This window comes from Pseudarthrobacter sulfonivorans (genome assembly GCF_014712225.1).
GTDB classification, from domain to species: Bacteria; Actinomycetota; Actinomycetes; order Actinomycetales; family Micrococcaceae; genus Arthrobacter; species Arthrobacter sulfonivorans.
In genome coordinates, this window is the sequence record NZ_JACXBW010000002.1 from 44,193 (window position 1) to 61,914 (window position 17,722).

Here is a 17,722-nt window from a genome sequence, read left to right on the forward strand (position 1 = left end):
CTCCCTATGCTATTCGGTCGATGATGAGCCGTTGTGCCGGGCGTGACCCTTCCGGTGCAATCGTGACCGCATGTTCCAGGGATTCCTTGGCGCGCGCGAACTTTTCCGGCGTATCGGTGAGCAGTGTCATCAGGGGTTCGCCGGCCCGGACCGCCGCGCCGGGCTTCGCATGCATGCGGATCCCGGCCCCTGCCTGCACTGCGTCCTCCTTGCGGGCACGGCCAGCCCCGAGGCGCCACGCGGCGACCCCGACGGCCAGGGCATCGAGTTCCACGAGGACTCCGTCGGCGGGCGCGTAGATGACTTCCGACTCCTTGGCCACCGGCAGCTTGGCCCGCGGATCGCCGCCCTGCGCCTCAATCATCCTGTTCCAGACATCCATGGCCCGGCCGTCCTTCAACGCGGCGCCGGGATCGGCATCGTGGACGCCTGCGCATGCCAGCATCTCTTCGGCAAGGCGAACCGTCAGCTCCACCACGTCCTCCGGCCCGCCGCCGGCCAGGACTTCCACCGATTCTTCGACCTCGATCGCGTTGCCCGCCGTCAAGCCGAGCGGCGTGCTCATGTTGGTCAGCAACGCCACGGTGTTAACGCCTGCGTCCTTACCCAGCGCCACCATGGTTTCCGCCAGCTCCCGCGCCCGGGCCTCGTCCTTCATGAACGCCCCGCTGCCCACTTTGACGTCGAGGACAAGTGAGCCCGTCCCTTCGGCAATTTTCTTGCTCATGATCGAGGAGGCGATGAGCGGGATGGCCTCCACGGTGCCCGTGACATCCCGCAGGGCGTAGAGCTTTTTGTCTGCCGGCGCCAGTCCGGCCCCGGCGGCGCAGATCACGGCACCGACGTCCTGGAGCTGCGCCATCATTTCGTCGTTGCTCAGGTCGGCCCGCCAGCCCGGGATCGATTCAAGCTTGTCCAGGGTGCCGCCCGTGTGGCCGAGCCCGCGGCCGGACAGCTGCGGCACGGCAACGCCGAACACGGCGACCAGTGGTGCCAGCGGGAGGGTGATCTTGTCCCCGACTCCCCCGGTGGAATGCTTGTCGCTGGTAGCCTTCGTGCCGCCGTCGGACCGCCGGAGTCCGCTGAAGTCCATCCGCTCCCCGGAGGCGATCATGGCGGCGGTCCAGCGGAAGATCTCTGCGCGGTCCATGCCGTTGAGCAGGATGGCCATGTTCAGCGCGGCCATCTGCTCATCCGCGATGGCCCCGCGGGTGTAGGCGTCGATGGTCCAGTCGATCTGCTCCGGGCTGAGGACTCCACGGTCCCGCTTGGTACGGATGATGTCGACGGCGTCGAACGCTTCAGTTGCCTGTGTCACCGGAGTCCTCCAGATGTTGGGGACCAAATGCGTCGGGCAGCACCTGGTCCATCGTCTTGATGCCTTGGGTGGTCATAAGCTCCATGGCCGGGGCACGGAACTCGTAGAGCAGTTGCCGGCAGCGGCCGCACGGCATCAGCACGTTGCCGGCAGCATCCACGCAGTAGAAGGCCCGCAGTTGCCCGCCCCCGGTCATCTGCAGGTTCCCCACCAGGGTGCATTCAGCGCAAAGTGTCAGCCCGTAACTGGCGTTCTCCACGTTGCAGCCGCTGACCAGCCGGCCATCGGCGGTGAGGGCCGCTGCCCCCACCGGGAACTTCGAATACGGGGCATAGGCTTTTTTCATGGCGCGCGTTGCCTCCGCCCTGAGCAGATCCCAGTCAATGATGCCCGCTTCCATCGCCGTCATCCCTTGACGTAAGGGATGCCGCTGGCCGCCGGCGGCCGTGACCGTCCGACGAGCCCCGCGACGGCGAGCACCGTCACGAGGTAGGGCAGCATGGCCATGAACTGGCTGGGCACCGGCGTTCCGATGATGGTCACAATGCTCTGCAGGTTGTCCGCGAAACCGAACAGCAGGGCAGCGAAGAACGCACCGATCGGATTCCACCGGCCGAAGATCAGCGCGGCCAGGGCGATGAAGCCTCGCCCGCCGGAGATCTCCTTGGTGAAGCTGTCGATGGCCACGAGTGTGAAGAAGGAACCGCCGATGCCTGCGATGGCACCTCCCAGGGTCACGTTCCAAAAGCGGGTGGCGTTGACCTTGATGCCCATGGTGTCGGCAGCCTGGGGATGTTCTCCAACGGCACGGACCCGGAGTCCCCACTTCGTCTTGAAAAGCCCCACCCACACCACAATGACGGCCACATACATGAGGTAACCCACCACCGACTGCTTGAACAGGATGGGCCCAATGATGGGGATGCCGGAAAGGACAGGAATCTCGACGATATCCAGGCCGGGGGGTGAGTTGAACCTGGCTTTGTTCTCCTGCATCACAGTGCTGAATAGGAAGCCGGTGACGCCGGAAACCAGGACATTGAGCACCACGCCCACGATGATCTGGTTGACGAGGTACTTGATGCTGAACACTGCCAGCACCATGGACACCGCCGCGCCGGCAACGGCGGCCGCCAGCAGGCCCACGAACGGGCTCTGCGTAATGCTGGCCACGATGGCTGCCGTGAAAGCGCCGCCCAGGAGCTGGCCCTCGATGGCGATGTTGACCACGCCAACGCGCTCACAGAGCACACCGGACAGCGAGCCGAAGACCAGCGGAACGGCCAGCGTCACGGAACCGGCGATGAGCCCGGCCAGCGAAATGCTGGGTGTCCTGGCCCCGCCCACAACCCAGATCAGGAAGGCTGCGACAAACAGCACGGTGAAGGTGATGGTCAGCCAGGCCGGGGCCGGCCGGTTTTGGGTCTTGAGGTAAACGGCGTAGGCCGCCAGCCCAAGCATCAGGACCGAGAGCACGATGCCGCCGGCCATGGCAGGGATCTCCAGCGCAGGGAGCTGGAAGAAATCGCCGCCGGTGGAGATTCCGAACTTCGCAGTCTGTCCGGATCCCATCAGCCCGAAGAAAACGAAGGCGACAATTCCCAGGGCGGAAAGCACGACGGGAGTTTTCCAGAGCACCGGTTTACCGGACGCCGCCTGGATTTTGCCGGTTTCGGGCGCAGTTCCGGGGCTGCCCCTTCCCGGCAAGGGCGATGTTGCTGTTGCGCTCATGCTGCGCCTCCGGTGGTTGCTGCCTGCTGGGATTTGCCGGCTGCGGCCGGCTTCTTGCGGCGGGGGTTGAGCCCGAAGATTGCCCGCACCAGCGGCGGCGCCGCGATGAAGAGGACGATCAGCGACTGAACCACCAGGACAATGTCGATGGGGGTGCCCGTCTGGATCTGCATCTGCACGGCGCCGGCGCGGAAGGCGCCGAACAGCAGGCCGGCGGCGAAGGTGCCCCACGGCGTCGAACGTCCCAGCAGTGCCACCGTGATGGCGTCAAAGCCATAGGTTGCCGCGACACCGTCGGTCAGGACCTTCTCCGTGCCTGCCACCTGGGCGACGCCGGACATGCCGGCCAGGGCGCCCGCAATGGCCATCACGAGGATGGTGGAGCGCGAGACGTTGATCCCGGCGGTCAGGGCGGCCTTGGGGTTGGCTCCCACGGCCCGGAATTCGAAGCCGACGGTGGACCGGTTCAGCAGCCACCACACCAGGACAGTGGCGGCGATGGCCAGGATGAAGCCCAGGTGCAGGCGGTACTGCGAGCCGAAAATCTGCGGGTAGACGGCCGTGGGATCCAGGATGGGCGAGATCGGGTTGGACTCGCCGGGTCGCTGGAACGCGGGCGTGTTCAGCAGGTACCGCAGGAAGTACAAGGCAATGTAGTTGAACATGATGGTCAGGATGACCTCATGGGCACCGGTCCGGGCTTTCAGCAGGCCCACCAGCCCGCCCCAAAGCGCACCGCCCACGATGCCGGCCACCAGGACCAGCAGAAGGTGCAGTCCCAGGGGCAGGTGCAGGGCGAAACCGACCCAGGCGGCGAGGATGCCGGCCATGATGATCTGGCCCTGGGCGCCAATGTTGAACAGGCCTGCCCGGAACGCCAGGGCAACGCCAAGACCCGCTGTGATGAGCGGCGTCGCGATGGTGAGGGTTTCCATCAGCGGCGCGAACTGCACGGCCAGGCCGGAACCGCGCGGGTTGAAGACTGAGCCCTGGAACAGCGCAATGTAGGAGCGGGTGGCGGCGTTCCACACCGCGGAAAGGAAGTCGGTGGGGCGGGCGAACAGGTACCCCGACGTGGTCGCCACGCGCTCGTCTGTGGCAGCAATCAGCAGGCCGCCGAGGATGAGCGCCAGCAACACCGCCAGGACGGAGACCACACCGCTGCCGGTGAAAATTTTCCGGAGCAGGGTGTCCGGGCCGCCGGGCAGTTTTCCGCTTTGGGCGGTGGCGGGCACTGCGGATGGGCTGATGGCGCCGCCGGCGGTATCCACCGCCGCTACGGCGGCAGTTTCTTCCGCCGCCACGCTCTTTTCGTGCGGTTTGGCGTGCTGGTCAACGTGTTTAGGGCGATCCTCGTCAGGCATGTTCGCCTCCTTCGGGGCTGGAGGTTGCGCGGCCTTCAGCGGCTGCGGCGTCAGTCTTGAAAGTCTGGTCCGGCTGAACAGCCTGGTCCGTGTTGGCAGCGTGCTCGGTCTTAGCAGCGCGGTCCGTCTTGACAGCGTGGTCGGAGGCGGCGTCCTCCTGCGGGATGCCGGCCATCATGAGGCCCAGGACGTCGCGGCCGGTTCCGGCGGGGACGATTCCCACGAGCTTTCCCTTGTAGAGCACGGCGATCCGGTCGGCGAGTTCCATGACCTCATCCAACTCGGTGGAGATGATCATCACCGGTGTGCCCTGGTCGCGTTCGGCGACGATCCGCTTGTGCAGGAACTCGATGGACCCGACGTCCACGCCCCGGGTGGGCTGTGAGGCGATGAAGAGGCGCAGCGGCCGGGACAGCTCCCGCGCCATGACCACCTTCTGCTGGTTGCCGCCGGACAGGGTACCGGCGGCCAGGAGGCCTGAAGGGGTTCGTACATCGAACTCATCGATCCGCGATTTTGCGTTCTCCAGGACCTTCGCCGGGCTCATGCTGATGCCCTTGGCGAACGGCGGCTGGTCGTAGCGGTCAAGCACCAGGTTCTCGGCGATCGAGAACGTGCCGATCAGGCCGTCAACGGACCTGTCTTCCGGCACGAAGCCGACGCCGGAGTTGAGGACATCCTTTACGCTGCGGCCGACAAGTTCCACGTCGTCCAAGAGAATGGAGCCGTGCACACGCTCCTGGAGTCCCAGGATGGCCTCGGTAAGTTCCGTCTGGCCGTTGCCCTGGACTCCCGCGACGGCCAGGATCTCCCCGCGGGCAATGTCAAAGCTGATGCCGTCAACGGTATGGTGCCCGTTCGGGGCGATGACGGTGAGGTCCTTGACCTTGAAGGTCTTCTCCAACGGCTTGGCGGGAGCCTTGTCCAGCGTCAGGTTGACGGCCCGGCCCACCATCATGGAGGCCAGCGCCGTGGTGGAGTCCCCCGGGTTGGCGGAGCCCACAACTTTGCCGCGCCGGATCACGGTGATGGTGTCGGAGACGGCCTTCACTTCGCGCAGCTTGTGCGAGATGAACACGATGGAGGTGCCGTTGGACTTGAGCTGGCGCATGATGTCCAGCAGTTCGTCGGTTTCCTGGGGCGTGAGCACGGCGGTGGGTTCATCCAGGATCAGGACCTTGGCGTCCCTGACCAGGGCCTTGATGATTTCCACGCGCTGCTGGACACCCACCGGGAGGTCCTCCACGAGCGCGTCCGGATCAACGTCGAACCCGTAGCGGTCCGAGATCTCCTTGATCTTGCGGCGGGTGTCTTCCAGGTTGAGGAAGCCGCCGGCCTTGGTGCTTTCGGCGCCCAGGGCGACATTTTCAGCGACGGTGAACACCGGCACCAGCATGAAGTGCTGGTGCACCATGCCGATGCCTGCGGCCATGGCGTCGCCCGGGCCGCGGAAGGAAACGGGTTTGTCGTTAACGAGGATTTCGCCCTCGGTGGGCTCGTACAGCCCGTACAGCACATTCATCAGGGTGGATTTGCCGGCCCCGTTCTCGCCCAGCAGACAGTGGATCTGTCCGGGTTCAACCACCACATCGATGTGATCGTTGGCGAGCAGGGAGCCGAAACGTTTGGTGATCCCTCTGAGTTCAAGTTTCAAAACTCTGACCAATCTCGAAGCGTCCGTGACCGTACCGGACGGGATATGGGGCTGCAGCACCAGCCTAGTGCCTGCAGTCCCTGGTGGGCTGTTGCGCTGGGGCAGGCATCCAACGAAAAGCGCCACCGCCCGGCCAGTCGATGACCATCCGGGGGTGGCGCTTAGCGGGGAAAGCTATACCTTGGGGCTAGCCGCAGACTCGACCTTCAGCTTGCCGTCCACGATGTCCTTCTTGATCTGGTCCAGCTCGGACTTCAGCTCGGCAGGAACCTGGGAATCGAAGCTGTGGAACGGGGCCAGCTGGACGCCGTCATTCGCCAGCGTGCCGACGTACGGGGTGTTGGTGAACTTGCCGTCCTTGTCTTCCTTCACCACGGTTTCCACTGCCTCGCCCATTTGCTTCATGACCGAGGACAGCATGATGTCCTTGTAGTCGGGAGCCGTGAGGAAGCCGTCGGAGTCGACCCAGATGAGCTTGACGTCCTTGCCGGCAGCCTTCGCTTCATTCAGCGCTGCGCCTGCACCCTTGCCCACCGGGCCGGCAACGGGCATCACGATGTCCGCGCCCTGGTCCAGGAAGTTCTGGGTGAGCTGCTTGCCGACGTCCTGCTTTTCGAAGTCGCCGGTAAAGCTGCCGTCCTGGGCAGCCTTGTCCCAGCCCAGGACCTTGACGTTCTTGCCCTTTTTCTCGTTGTAGTACTTCACACCGTCTGCGTAGCCGTCCATGAAGATGGTGACGGTGGGGATCTTGATGCCGCCGAAAGTGGCCACGGTACCTGTCTTGGTGGATCCGGCGGCCAGGTATCCAGCGAGGAACGCTGCCTGGGCGGTGTCGTAAATGATCGGCTTGACGTTGGCGATCGGTGTGGGGTAGCCAACGTCAATGATCGCAAAGTGGCTGTTCGGGTTGGCAGTGGCCTGGGCCTTGGTGACGTCACCGAGGAGGTAGCCCACTGTGATGGTGAGGTCGCAGCCCGCGGTGACCATGGCACGCAAATTCGGCTCGAAGTCGTTGTTGGTCTTCGACTCCACCTGGTTGACCTTGATGCCCAGGTCCTTTTCGGTCTTCTTCAGCCCTTCGTAGGAGGACTGGTTGAACGACTGGTCATCGAATCCGCCGGAGTCGGACACAATGCAGCCGCTGTAATCGCTTGCCGTGTTTGTGGCGGTGCTTCCGCTGTCAGGTGCGGCGCCGCAGCCGGTCAGCAGGAGTGCCGTAGCACCGGCTGAGGCCACGCCGACCATCGAGCCGCGCTTGAACTTAGTGCGCAGTGTGTTCTTCAAATTTCCTCCAGGGAGAGAGTGGCGCTACGACTCGAATTCAATGAGTGTCCGTTTCTACACTGAAATTCTGTTATCACTGACGGCTTCGCAGCACTGCGCCGGAGCGCACTGATAGAAGCAACATTAGTGGTCTGAAGCACATCGGCTACCACATCACGGGTTGGATCCTGAAGATTGTTGAGAAGTTGTTACCAACGGGTAGGACACCCCTGGCGCCGGTTAGAGGCGCACGAGCATCTTGCCCGTGTTGGCACCCTCAAGCAGATCCATGAACGCCTGCGGGGCGTTCTCCAACCCATCCACCACGGTCTCGTCGTACCGGACTGAACCGTCCGCAAGCCACGCTGACATCTTCTCGAAGAATTCCGCCCTGTGCTGGCGCTGTCCGCCCACCAGGAAGCCGCGGAGGGTGAGCTGCTTGCCGATGGCGAGCATCAGGTTCCGCGGAGCCGGCGTGGCTTCGGTGGAGTTGTACTGCGCGATGGCCCCGCACATTGCCACATGTCCGCCCACGTTGAGCTCGGCCAGCGCCGCTTCGAGGTGCTCGCCGCCAACGTTGTCGAAGTACACGTCAATCCCCTTGCCGCCGGTCGCTGCCTTGAGCTGGTCACGGACCGGCGCGTCCCGGTAATTAAAGGCGGCATCAAAGCCCAACTCGAGGAGCCGCGCCACTTTTTCGGGCGTTCCGGCGCTGCCGATCACGCGTGAAGCGCCCATGGCTTTGGCGATCTGGCCCACCAGGGAACCTACGGCCCCGGCGGCGCCTGAAACGAACACCGCATCGCCGGGCTTGAATTCGGCAACCTTGAGCAGTCCTGCGTAGGCCGTCAGGCCGGTCATGCCCAGCGCGCCAAGGAAGGCCGACGCCGGGGCCAGGTCCGTGCGGGCAACCGACGTTGCGTCGGCGTCCAGAACGGCGTATTCGCGCCAACCCAACTGGTGGACGACGACGTCCCCCACCTTCCGTGCGTCGGACCTGGACGCGATGACCTCACCCACCGCGCCGCCGTCGAGCGCTGCATCCAGCGCGAACGGCGCTGAGTACGATTTGGCGTCATTCATGCGGCCGCGCATGTAGGGGTCCACCGAGATGTAGAGGTTGCGGACCAGGACCTGGCCGTCCCCGAGTTCGGGCAACGGTGACTCAGCGAGGCGGAAGTTCTCCGGGACCGGGCGTCCTGCCGGACGCGAGGCGAGGCGGATTTCGCGGGTGGACGTTGGTAGTGCTGTAGCTGTGCTCATGCGGCGAACTCCAGGATCTTGATGTCGACGGTCATGTTTCCGCGGGTGGCGTTGGAGTAGGGGCAGATTTGGTGCGCCTTGGCCACGAGGGCTTCCGCCGTCGCCAGGTCCATGGCGGGAACGGCGATCTCCAGTTCCGCCGCAAGGCCGTAACCCACGCCGTCGTCCAATGCGCCGAAGTGGATCTTGGCCGCCACCGCTGAGTCCGTCAGGTCGGCACGCTCCTTGCGCCCCACGAGGCGGAGCGCCGAGTGGAAGCAGGCCGCGTAGCCGGCAGCGAAGAGCTGCTCCGGGTTGGTGCCTTTGCCGTCACCGCCCAGCTCCGGCGGACTGGCCAGGCTGACATCCAGTTTCCCGTCGTTGGTGCGGGCGTTGCCATCGCGGCCTTCGCCCGACGCCAGGGCCTCGGCAGTGTAGAGGGTTTTCATAGGGTCCGTTCTGTTGAAGTGGTTAACGGAAATCTTTGGGTGGTCAGCGCGATAGTGCGCTCAGTGGGAGCTGTGAAGTGCCTCGGTAAGCCGCTCGAGCGTGCTGCGGAGCTGTTCCAGCTCCCCGTCCGACAGCCCTGCGGCCTCCGCCAGCCGCTGGGGAATCGCGTTCGCCTTGCTGCTGAGTTCGCGGCCGGCCGGCGTCAGGTGGACCGCTACGCGGCGCTCGTCCTCCCCGGACCGGCGGCGCTCCACCAGCCCCATCGCTTCGAGGCGTTTGAGCAGCGGCGACAACGTGCCGGAGTCAAGGCCCAGTTCGCCACCGAGTTCCTTGACGCCCTTCGGTTCCGATTCCCAGAGGACCAGCATGACCAGATATTGCGGATAGGTCAGGCCGAGGTCCTCAAGCACGGGGCGGTAGACCGCTGTGGCAGCACGGGAGGCGGAGTAGAGGGCGAAACAGACCTGGCGGTCGAGGCGGGGGGCATCTTTCACCCTTGTAACCCTAGGGCACAATTCAATTGTGCACAACTTATCTCGAATTGCGGACTCTTCTTTAACTGCGAAACGGACACCTGACGCCCCTTCCGGGGGTATCAAGCGTCCGTTCGCTGCGGCGGGCCGAGAGTGTTGGCTAGAGGTCGCGGATGGTCCGGAGGGCGGCGGCCGTGAGCACCTGGATGCCCAGGCCCAGGGCGCGTTCGTCCAGGATGTAGTCCCCCCGGTGCAGGTCGTACTCCTCACCGCCGGGCGTCTTGGTGCCCAGGCGCACCATGGCGCCGGGCAGTTCGGCAAGGAACCAGGCGAAATCCTCGCCGCCCATGGACTGCGGCGTCAGCGTCACTGCGCTCTCCCCGAGTTCGGCTCGGGCCGCCGCCTCAATCAGGGCTGTTTCGTGCTCGGTGTTTACTACGGGCGGCACTCCCCGGGTGTGCTCCAGGTGCACGTCCACGCCATAGGGTGCGGCCACCTGCTGAACCACTTCGTCAAGGAGTTCGCCGGCACCGTGCCAGGCATCCCGGTCGAGGCAGCGCATGGTGCCTGCCATGTAACCCGTTCCGGGAATGGCGTTCGGTGCGGATCCGGCATTGATCTGGCCCCACACCACGGAGACGCCGCTGCGGACATCCACCCGGCGGGACAGCACCGCGGGGACGTTGACAGCGATCTGGGCCAGGGCGAACACCAGGTCCTCGGTGAGGTGCGGCCGGGAAGTGTGGCCGCCGCGGCCGCTCAGTTCGATCTTGATGGTGTCTGACGCGGACGTAATGGCGCCGATCCGCGTACCGATGCGGCCGACGTCGATCCTCGGGTCGCAGTGCAGGGCAAAGATGCGCGGCACACCCTCCAGGACGCCCTGCTCGATGCAGGACAGCGCGCCGCCGGGCATGGTCTCCTCGGCCGGCTGGAAGATGATGCGGACCGTGCCGGCCAGCGGTGACTCTTCGTGCATCTTCTGCAGGACCAGGGCGACGCCGAGCATGGTGGCGGTGTGGACGTCGTGGCCGCAGGCATGCGTGACGCCGTGGTTCTTCGAGGCGAACGGCAACCCTGTTTCCTCGATGATCGGCAGGGCATCAATGTCGCCGCGGAGTGCCGTGGCAATCGGTCCTTCACCGATGTCCACGGTGAGTCCGGTGCCCTCAAGCCGCCGCGGCGCGAGGCCCGCGGCTTCGAGACGCTCCACCAGCTTGTCCGTGGTGCGGAATTCCTTGAAGGAAAGCTCCGGGTGCGCATGAAGATCCCTGCGGAAATCGATCAGTTCCGGCAGGAGTGGCTCCAGCCACGGCCGCACTAATGTGGTGGGCTCGGCTTCAGTAGTGTAATTACGCACTCATTTACTCTAGCGAGCGACCCGGGAATAGCGTCATCAGCGTTGCAGAGTTACAGAACGTCGGTGTCGCCACTGGCCTTGAGGGCGTCAACGGCGCCCTTGACCCGCTGGGCGTGTTCCTTGGTGGTTACCAGCAGGGCATCCCCCGTGTCCACAATGACCACGTCCTTAATACCGATCAGGGCGATAACGCGCTTCGTGTCGGAAACCACCACGCCGCTGGCGTTCTCAGTGAAGACGCGCGCCCCCTCGCCGATGACCGTAACGTCGTCCACTTCCCGCGCACTGTTGAGCCGGCCCACCGAAGCGAAATCCCCGACGTCGTCCCAGCCGAAAGTGCCCGGCACCACGGCGACGTCGCCGGCGGCCGCGGCCGGTTCCGCCACTGCGTAGTCGATGGCAATCTTGGGCAGTGTGGGCCATATGCGGGCCGTCACGGCATCACGTTCAGGAGTGTCCCAGGCCTGGGCGATCTCCAGCAGGCCCTTGAACAGTTCAGGCTGGTTGGCTTCAAGGTGCTTGAGCATCAGGGCCACCGGAGCCACGAACATGCCGGCGTTCCAGACGTACTCGCCGCTGTCCACGTACTGCTGGGCCACTTCCTCGTCCGGCTTCTCCACGAACTCCACTACGGCCTGGGCGCTTGGCGCGCCGTCGATGTGGAGTTCCCGCCCGGCCCGGATGTAGCCGAAGCCGGTGGACGGGTGGGTGGGCTTGATGCCTATGGTCACGATCTTGCCGGCGGCTGCCGTATAAATGGCTTCGCGGACCGCTGCCTGGAAGAGGTGGTCCGGGCTGATCACCTGGTCCGCGGCGAACGAGCCCATGATGGTTTCCGGGTCGCGCTCGTGCAGGATGGCGGCCGCCAGGCCGATCGCGGCGCCGGAATCCTTGGGCTCGCTTTCGAGGACCAGGTCCGAGTCCTGCACTTCAGGCAGCTGGCGGCACACGGCGGCCCGGTGCGCAGTGCCGGTGACCACCAGGACGCGCCGGCCCGCGAGCGGCTCCAGGCGGTCGTAGGTGGCACGCAGCAAGGTACTGCCGGACCCCGTGAGGTCGTGAAGGAATTTGGGAGCTGCTGCACGTGACAGGGGCCAGAGGCGGGTCCCCACTCCGCCTGCCGGAATCACCGCGATAAAACGGTCAAGGGGTGAAGCCGGGCTTGTCACTTGGTCTGTACTCATCAGGCCCCACTTTAGCCGATCGGCCCCCGGGTCCCCGCTGTGGCGGCGTCATAAGGCCTTCTCCCGGCCGCCGCGTGTGGCCTTTGTCTCAATTAAAACCAAAACCCCGGCATTGCGGGGTCACCAAGTGGTTCCTAAATTGAATAAGCTGTTAGCGAAGCCTACATTTAGGCTCTGAGCTACGAGTGCTCTCGCAGCAGGCGTTCCCCCCGCGTGGATCTCATGCCAGCGCCGCTGTGTTGCAGGGAGGTTTATCAGTGCCGACGAAACCAGCTGGCACCTTGTACCGCGGCCGTGAAGGCATGTGGTCCTGGGTAGGACACCGTATTACCGGTGTAGTGATCTTTTTCTTCTTGTTGGTCCATGTGCTGGACACCTCATTGGTGCGTGTGTCCCCTGAGGCCTACACCGCAGTCATCGGTGCATACAAGAACCCCCTCATGGCCCTGGGTGAAACGGGCCTGGTTGCCGCCATTGTTTTCCACGCCTTCAACGGCCTGCGGATCATCGCGGTCGACTTCTGGAAGAAGGGCGCCAAGTACCAGCGCCAGATGCTGTGGACCGTCCTGGCCCTGTGGGTAGTTGTGATGGTCGGCTTCTCCATTCGCCACCTTTCCCTCGCTCTTGGAGGTCACTAAGCCATGACTGCAACCATTGACAGCCCACGCAGCGGGAAGATCTCGCCGCAGTACCGCCGCACCGGCGGTTCCAAGGGCAACTTCGAAATGCTGGCGTGGCTGTTCATGCGCCTCTCCGGCATTGTGCTGGTGGTGCTGATCTTCGGCCACCTCTTCGTGAACCTCCTGGTGGGCGAAGGCATCCACGCCATCGACTTCGGTTTCGTCGCCGGCAAGTGGGCTGACCCGTTCTGGCAGATCTGGGACCTCGCCATGCTGTGGCTGGCCATGCTGCACGGCACGAACGGCGTCCGCACCATCATCAACGATTACGCCGAGAAGGATTCCACCCGCCTCGCGCTCAAGATCGTCCTGTACGCGGCCACCACCGTGATCATCGTCCTGGGCACCCTGGTGATTTTCACCTTCAACCCGTGCCCCGTCGTCGACGGTGTTCCCCTGCCCGGCGGCTTCTGCCCCGCGTAGCCACAACCCGGCCGTCGCCCACGGGCCATGGCCTGAGTTTTGCGGTGCAGGTAACGCCTGCCCGTTGTTTTATTGCGAATTTTGAGAGAAAGAGCGCCCAAGTATGCAGGTCCATAAGTACGACGTCGTCATCGTCGGTGCCGGTGGCGCTGGCATGCGCGCCGCGATCGAGTCCGGTCAGCGCGCGCGCACAGCAGTACTGACCAAGCTCTACCCCACCCGCTCGCACACCGGTGCGGCGCAGGGTGGCATGTGTGCGGCCCTTGCCAACGTCGAGGAAGACAATTGGGAATGGCACACGTTCGACACCGTCAAGGGCGGCGACTACCTGGTTGACCAGGACGCTGCGGAGGTCATGGCGAAGGAAGCCATCGACGCCGTGCTGGACCTTGAGAAGATGGGCCTGCCGTTCAACCGCACGCCTGAAGGCCGCATTGACCAGCGCCGTTTCGGCGGCCACACCCGCGATCACGGCAAGGCTCCGGTCCGCCGCGCCTGCTACGCCGCCGACCGTACCGGCCACATGATCCTGCAGACGCTGTACCAAAACTGCGTCAAGCACAATGTGGAGTTCTACAACGAGTACTACGTCCTGGACCTGCTGACGGTCGAGGAAGACGCTGTCCGCGAAGACGGCACGCCGTACAAGCAGAAGCGCGTTGCCGGCGTCGTGTCCTATGACCTCGCCTCCGGTGAACTGCACGTCTTCCAGGCCAAGTCCGTGGTGTTCGCGTCCGGCGGCGCGGGCAAGGTCTTCAAGACCACTTCCAACGCCCACACCCTCACCGGTGACGGCATGGGAATCGCCTTCCGCCGCGGAATCCCGCTGGAGGACATGGAATTTTTCCAGTTCCACCCGACAGGCCTTGCCGGCCTGGGCATCCTGCTGTCCGAAGCAGCCCGCGGTGAGGGCGCCATCCTGCGCAACTCCGAGGGTGAGCGCTTCATGGAGCGCTACGCCCCCACCATTAAGGACCTCGCACCGCGTGACATCGTGGCCCGTTCCATGGCCAACGAAGTCCGCGAAGGCCGCGGTTGTGGCCCGAACAAGGACTATGTCCTCCTGGACCTGACCCACCTGGAGCCGGCGCACATCGACGCCAAGCTGCCGGACATCACCGAGTTCGCCCGCACCTACCTTGGTGTGGAGCCGTACACGGAGCCGGTGCCCGTGTTCCCGACGGCGCACTACGCCATGGGCGGCATTCCCACCAACATCAGCGCCGAGGTCCTGCAGGACAACGACACCGTGATTCCTGGCCTTTACGCCGCCGGTGAAGTGGCCTGCGTTTCCGTCCACGGCTCCAACCGACTGGGCACCAACTCCCTGCTGGACATCAACGTGTTCGGCAAGCGCGCCGGCATTGCAGCGGCCGAGTACTCCAAGACCGCCGACTTCGTGGAACTCCCCGAAGACCCGGAGGCATACACCATCGATCTGCTGAACATTGCCCGCAACGGCACCGGCGACGAAAAGGTGGCCCTGATCCGCAAGGACCTGCAGGACACCATGGACGCCAACATGCAGGTGTTCCGCACCGCGGACACGCTGAACCAGGTCCTGCGCGACATCGAGTCCTTCGAAGCGCGCTACAAGAACATCAGTGTCCAGGACAAGGGCAAGCGCTTCAACCTGGACCTGCTTGAGGCCGTTGAGCTCGGCTTCCTGCTGGAGCTGGCGAAGGTCATGACGGTAGCGGCACTGCACCGTGAGGAATCCCGCGGCGGACACTTCCGCGAGGACTTCCCGGACCGGAACGACGAGAAATTCATGAAGCACTCCATGGCGTACAAGGACGACCACGCACCGGCGGACGGTTCCGCTGAGTCGATCGCGGGCATCCGACTTGCCACCAAACCGGTGGTCTTTACGCGCTACGAGCCGATGGTGAGGAAGTACTAAGATGAGCGCTGAACTCGCTGAGCCAGCATCCAAGATCGAACTGCCCGCCGGCGTCGGCGGGGGCGGGGACATCCCTTCCTTCGACGTCACGCTGCGTGTGCGCCGCTACAACCCCGAGGTGTCCGAGGACGCCACCTGGGATGACTTCAAGGTGACCATGTACGGCACCGACCGCGTGCTGGATGCCCTGCACAAGGTCAAATGGGAAATCGACGGCAGCGTCTCCTTCCGACGTTCCTGCGCCCACGGCGTCTGCGGTTCCGATGCCATGCGCATCAACGGCCGCAACCGCCTCGCCTGCAAGACCCTCCTGAAGGACCTGGACACGTCCAAGCCCATCACCGTTGAGCCCATCAAGGGCCTGCCGGTGGAAAAGGACCTGATCGTGGACATGGAACCGTTCTTCCAGTCCTTCCGCGAAGTCATGCCGTTCCTGATCAACAAGGGCCACGAGCCCACCAAGGAACGCCTGCAGTCCGCCGAGGACCGTGAGCGGTTCGACGACACCACCAAGTGCATCCTGTGCGCCGCGTGCACGTCGTCCTGCCCCGTGTTCTGGACTGACGGCCAGTACTTCGGCCCCGCCGCGATCGTCAACGCACACCGCTTCATCTTCGATTCCCGCGATGATGCCGGCGACATGCGCCTGGAGATCCTCAACGACAAGGAAGGCGTGTGGCGCTGCCGCACCACCTTCAACTGCTCCGAAGCGTGCCCCCGCGGCATCCAGGTGACCCAGGCCATCGCCGAGGTCAAGCAGGCAATCCTCTCCCGCAAGATCTAATTTCAGTTTTTTGCGTACGACGGCGTCCCTCACCTTTATGGTGATAGGCGCCGTCGTTGTTTAACCCCCTGACGGCACCCACGAAAGCAGCACGCGATGTCCCGTTCCGAAAAAGTCAGCTTCGAAGGCTCCACCGGCGAAATCCTGTCCGGCATCATCGACGTGCCGGAGGGACCGGTGCGGGGCTGGGGTTTGTTCTCGCACGGCTTCACGCTGGGCAAGGACAGCCCCTCGGCCTCGCGGATGTGCAAGGCCCTGGCTGACACCGGGATAGGCATGCTGCGCTTCGACAACCTGGGGCTGGGCGAATCCGCAGGCCACTGGTCCGAGGGCTCCTTCAGCCACAAGGTGGCGGACACGGTCAAGGCAGCAGAGTTCATGCGCGCCCAGGGCAAGGCCATTTCCCTGCTGGTGGGCCACTCCTTTGGCGGGGCGGCCGTGCTGTCCGCCGCCAGGCAGATACCCGAGCTCGACGCCGTCGCTACCGTGGGTGCGCCGTTCTCGCCCAAGCACGTGGCGCACGTGTTCGACGCTGCCCTCGACAAGATCCTCAGCGAAGGCAGCGCGGAGGTGGACCTCGGCGGGAAGCGGGTGGAAATCCGCAAGCATTTTGTGGAGGACCTTGAGAACGCGGACCTCACGGACTGCATCCGCCAGCTGCACAAGCCGCTGATGGTGCTGCACTCCCCCACGGACAACACGGTGGGCATCGAAAACGCCAGCACCATCTTCCAAACCGCACGCCACCCGCGGAATTTCATCTCGCTCGAAGGCAGCGACCACCTCCTGACCGGCAAAGGCCAGGCGGCCCGCGCCGCCCGGATTATTTCTGCCTGGGCCGACCAGTACCTCGACGCCGGGCACTAGTCCGAAGACCGCCATCGTGCTCCACGGGAGTCTTGCCGGGCTGGATGTGGCGGGCGCCCCACAGCCCCTTCTCGTGGCCGGCAGGCGCGCTCTTGAGGTCCTCATCGCGGATTGCTGACCAGGCTGCCGATACCAGGTAGACCTGGCTGACCAGGTTGAACCAGATCAGCAGCCCGATGATGATGGCGAACGGTGCCAGGATGGGGTTACGGCCGGCGCCGGCGAGCAGTTCGGTGCTGAACACCTGCAGGATGGTGGTGCCCACCGCCGCCAGGACGGTCCCCTCAAGCAGGGCCCGCCGGGACAGCTTGAGCCCGCCCGCGAGCCGGAACATCACGACGGCGGTCACCCAGCTCAGGACCAGCGGCACACCAATCTTGATCAGCGTGGTCAGCGGACCGGCGACGGCAGGGTCCAGCCGCAGGAAGTCACTGACCCAGCCAGCTGCCGTGCCGAACACCAGGGACGCTCCGGCACTGATGACCAGGGCCACTCCCAGGAGCAGCAGGGTGCCGGCGTCCCGCAGCTTCATCAGGATGATGTTCATTTTCAGCGGCGGCAGTTCCACCACGCCGCGAAGCCCGTCGCGGAGCCCGGCGATCCACCCCAGGGACGTGATGATAGTAACCACAGCCGCAATCACGGCTGTCCACCCCAGGCCGTCCGGGTTCAGCAGGTCCTTGGGATCAACCAGGCCCGCCCCGCCGTTGACTTTCAGCAGGCCGGGCGCGCTTTGTGCCACGCTGCTGATGATGGTGTCCAGCAGGGCAGGCTGGCCGCGCAGCACCAGGCCGGCGATGGAGAACCCGGTGGCCAGCAGGCCGGTGATGGAGAAGAACATGTTGAAGCCGATGCCGGCGCTCATCAGGGGGCCGTGCTGGAGCGTGTAGTGCTGAAACGCGCGCATCGGCCGGAAGGCATTGAGCCGGGCGAGCAGCCACTGGACCATGGCCAGGAGGCTGGCCAGCGGGCCGCCGTCGGATCTTCTGGCTTTGCCCCAATCGATCCTCTTTTGGATGACGGCCA

General features: G+C 64.6%; 17 protein-coding genes. 5 read left to right on the forward strand and 12 right to left on the reverse strand.

Annotation, left to right across the window (positions count from 1 at the left end; all coding sequences use genetic code 11):
- Window positions 1-4 precede the first annotated feature (4 nt).
- From IAQ70_RS02525 to IAQ70_RS02575, 11 genes are all read right to left on the reverse strand, one after another.
- Complete coding sequence (locus tag IAQ70_RS02525) at window positions 5-1,318, reverse strand: thymidine phosphorylase (protein ID WP_190987740.1); 1,314 nt, start codon at window positions 1,316-1,318, stop codon at window positions 5-7.
- Window positions 1,302-1,718 carry a cytidine deaminase gene (locus IAQ70_RS02530; protein WP_190987741.1) on the reverse strand — a complete coding sequence of 139 codons (417 nt, stop codon included), beginning with the start codon at window positions 1,716-1,718 and terminating at the stop codon, window positions 1,302-1,304. The genes IAQ70_RS02525 and IAQ70_RS02530 overlap by 17 nt, the downstream gene beginning before the upstream one ends.
- A gap of 5 nt (window positions 1,719-1,723) precedes the next feature.
- On the reverse strand, window positions 1,724-3,049 hold the full coding sequence (locus tag IAQ70_RS02535) for an ABC transporter permease (protein WP_190987742.1): 1,326 nt from the start codon (window positions 3,047-3,049) through the stop codon (window positions 1,724-1,726).
- Entirely contained in the window at window positions 3,046-4,413 is a 1,368-nt protein-coding gene (locus IAQ70_RS02540) for an ABC transporter permease (protein WP_190987743.1), read from the reverse strand. The genes IAQ70_RS02535 and IAQ70_RS02540 overlap by 4 nt, the downstream gene beginning before the upstream one ends.
- Window positions 4,406-6,067, reverse strand: a complete 1,662-nt coding sequence (locus IAQ70_RS02545; RefSeq protein ID WP_223858726.1) for an ABC transporter ATP-binding protein — start codon at window positions 6,065-6,067, stop codon at window positions 4,406-4,408. The genes IAQ70_RS02540 and IAQ70_RS02545 overlap by 8 nt, the downstream gene beginning before the upstream one ends.
- Window positions 6,068-6,241: 174 nt before the next feature.
- Window positions 6,242-7,351, reverse strand: coding sequence for a BMP family lipoprotein (locus IAQ70_RS02550; protein WP_425564779.1), 1,110 nt, complete (start codon window positions 7,349-7,351; stop codon window positions 6,242-6,244).
- A gap of 219 nt (window positions 7,352-7,570) precedes the next feature.
- Complete coding sequence (locus IAQ70_RS02555) at window positions 7,571-8,593, reverse strand: NADP-dependent oxidoreductase (RefSeq protein ID WP_190987744.1); 1,023 nt, start codon at window positions 8,591-8,593, stop codon at window positions 7,571-7,573.
- Window positions 8,590-9,021 carry an organic hydroperoxide resistance protein gene (locus IAQ70_RS02560; protein ID WP_190987745.1) on the reverse strand — a complete coding sequence of 144 codons (432 nt, stop codon included), beginning with the start codon at window positions 9,019-9,021 and terminating at the stop codon, window positions 8,590-8,592. The genes IAQ70_RS02555 and IAQ70_RS02560 overlap by 4 nt, the downstream gene beginning before the upstream one ends.
- Before the next feature lie 60 nt (window positions 9,022-9,081).
- Entirely contained in the window at window positions 9,082-9,516 is a 435-nt protein-coding gene (locus IAQ70_RS02565; protein WP_190987746.1) for a MarR family winged helix-turn-helix transcriptional regulator, read from the reverse strand.
- 139 nt (window positions 9,517-9,655) lie between these two features.
- Window positions 9,656-10,855 carry an amidohydrolase gene (locus IAQ70_RS02570; RefSeq protein ID WP_190987747.1) on the reverse strand — a complete coding sequence of 400 codons (1,200 nt, stop codon included), beginning with the start codon at window positions 10,853-10,855 and terminating at the stop codon, window positions 9,656-9,658.
- 50 nt (window positions 10,856-10,905) lie between these two features.
- Complete coding sequence (locus IAQ70_RS02575; RefSeq protein WP_190987748.1) at window positions 10,906-12,039, reverse strand: mannose-1-phosphate guanylyltransferase; 1,134 nt, start codon at window positions 12,037-12,039, stop codon at window positions 10,906-10,908.
- Between the two features lie 257 nt (window positions 12,040-12,296).
- Here IAQ70_RS02575 and sdhC point away from each other — a divergent pair, with 257 nt between their 5' ends.
- The 5 genes from sdhC (at window position 12,297) to IAQ70_RS02600 (ending at window position 16,696) form a co-directional block, all read left to right on the forward strand.
- Complete coding sequence (gene sdhC, locus IAQ70_RS02580; protein ID WP_082576094.1) at window positions 12,297-12,677, forward strand: succinate dehydrogenase, cytochrome b556 subunit; 381 nt, start codon at window positions 12,297-12,299, stop codon at window positions 12,675-12,677.
- Window positions 12,678-12,680: 3 nt separating this feature from the next.
- Window positions 12,681-13,142, forward strand: coding sequence for a succinate dehydrogenase hydrophobic membrane anchor subunit (locus IAQ70_RS02585; RefSeq protein ID WP_190987749.1), 462 nt, complete (start codon window positions 12,681-12,683; stop codon window positions 13,140-13,142).
- A gap of 103 nt (window positions 13,143-13,245) precedes the next feature.
- Window positions 13,246-15,045, forward strand: a complete 1,800-nt coding sequence (gene sdhA / locus IAQ70_RS02590) for a succinate dehydrogenase flavoprotein subunit (protein ID WP_190987750.1) — start codon at window positions 13,246-13,248, stop codon at window positions 15,043-15,045.
- A gap of 1 nt (window position 15,046) precedes the next feature.
- Window positions 15,047-15,829 carry a succinate dehydrogenase iron-sulfur subunit gene (locus IAQ70_RS02595; protein WP_190987751.1) on the forward strand — a complete coding sequence of 261 codons (783 nt, stop codon included), beginning with the start codon at window positions 15,047-15,049 and terminating at the stop codon, window positions 15,827-15,829.
- Between the two features lie 96 nt (window positions 15,830-15,925).
- Window positions 15,926-16,696 carry an alpha/beta hydrolase family protein gene (locus IAQ70_RS02600; protein ID WP_190987752.1) on the forward strand — a complete coding sequence of 257 codons (771 nt, stop codon included), beginning with the start codon at window positions 15,926-15,928 and terminating at the stop codon, window positions 16,694-16,696.
- On the opposite strand, the gene IAQ70_RS02605 is transcribed toward IAQ70_RS02600, so the two are convergent.
- Window positions 16,653-17,702, reverse strand: a complete 1,050-nt coding sequence (locus IAQ70_RS02605; RefSeq protein ID WP_190988080.1) for a YihY/virulence factor BrkB family protein — start codon at window positions 17,700-17,702, stop codon at window positions 16,653-16,655. The two genes, IAQ70_RS02600 and IAQ70_RS02605, sit on opposite strands and share 44 nt — an antisense overlap.
- Window positions 17,703-17,722: the final 20 nt, after the last annotated feature.

Excerpts from the sequence above, each read along its gene's own strand:
- IAQ70_RS02535 (WP_190987742.1), bottom strand. The coding sequence starts at position 3,049 with ATGAGCGCAACAGCAACATCGCCCTTGCCGGGAAGGGGCAGCCCCGGA.
- IAQ70_RS02585 (WP_190987749.1), top strand. The coding sequence starts at position 12,681 with ATGACTGCAACCATTGACAGCCCACGCAGCGGGAAGATCTCGCCGCAG.
- IAQ70_RS02555 (WP_190987744.1), bottom strand. The coding sequence starts at position 8,593 with ATGAGCACAGCTACAGCACTACCAACGTCCACCCGCGAAATCCGCCTC.
- IAQ70_RS02530 (WP_190987741.1), bottom strand. The coding sequence starts at position 1,718 with ATGGAAGCGGGCATCATTGACTGGGATCTGCTCAGGGCGGAGGCAACG.
- IAQ70_RS02595 (WP_190987751.1), top strand. The coding sequence starts at position 15,047 with ATGAGCGCTGAACTCGCTGAGCCAGCATCCAAGATCGAACTGCCCGCC.
- IAQ70_RS02600 (WP_190987752.1), top strand. The coding sequence starts at position 15,926 with ATGTCCCGTTCCGAAAAAGTCAGCTTCGAAGGCTCCACCGGCGAAATC.
- IAQ70_RS02575 (WP_190987748.1), bottom strand. The coding sequence starts at position 12,039 with ATGAGTACAGACCAAGTGACAAGCCCGGCTTCACCCCTTGACCGTTTT.
- IAQ70_RS02540 (WP_190987743.1), bottom strand. The coding sequence starts at position 4,413 with ATGCCTGACGAGGATCGCCCTAAACACGTTGACCAGCACGCCAAACCG.
- sdhA (WP_190987750.1), top strand. The coding sequence starts at position 13,246 with ATGCAGGTCCATAAGTACGACGTCGTCATCGTCGGTGCCGGTGGCGCT.
- IAQ70_RS02560 (WP_190987745.1), bottom strand. The coding sequence starts at position 9,021 with ATGAAAACCCTCTACACTGCCGAGGCCCTGGCGTCGGGCGAAGGCCGC.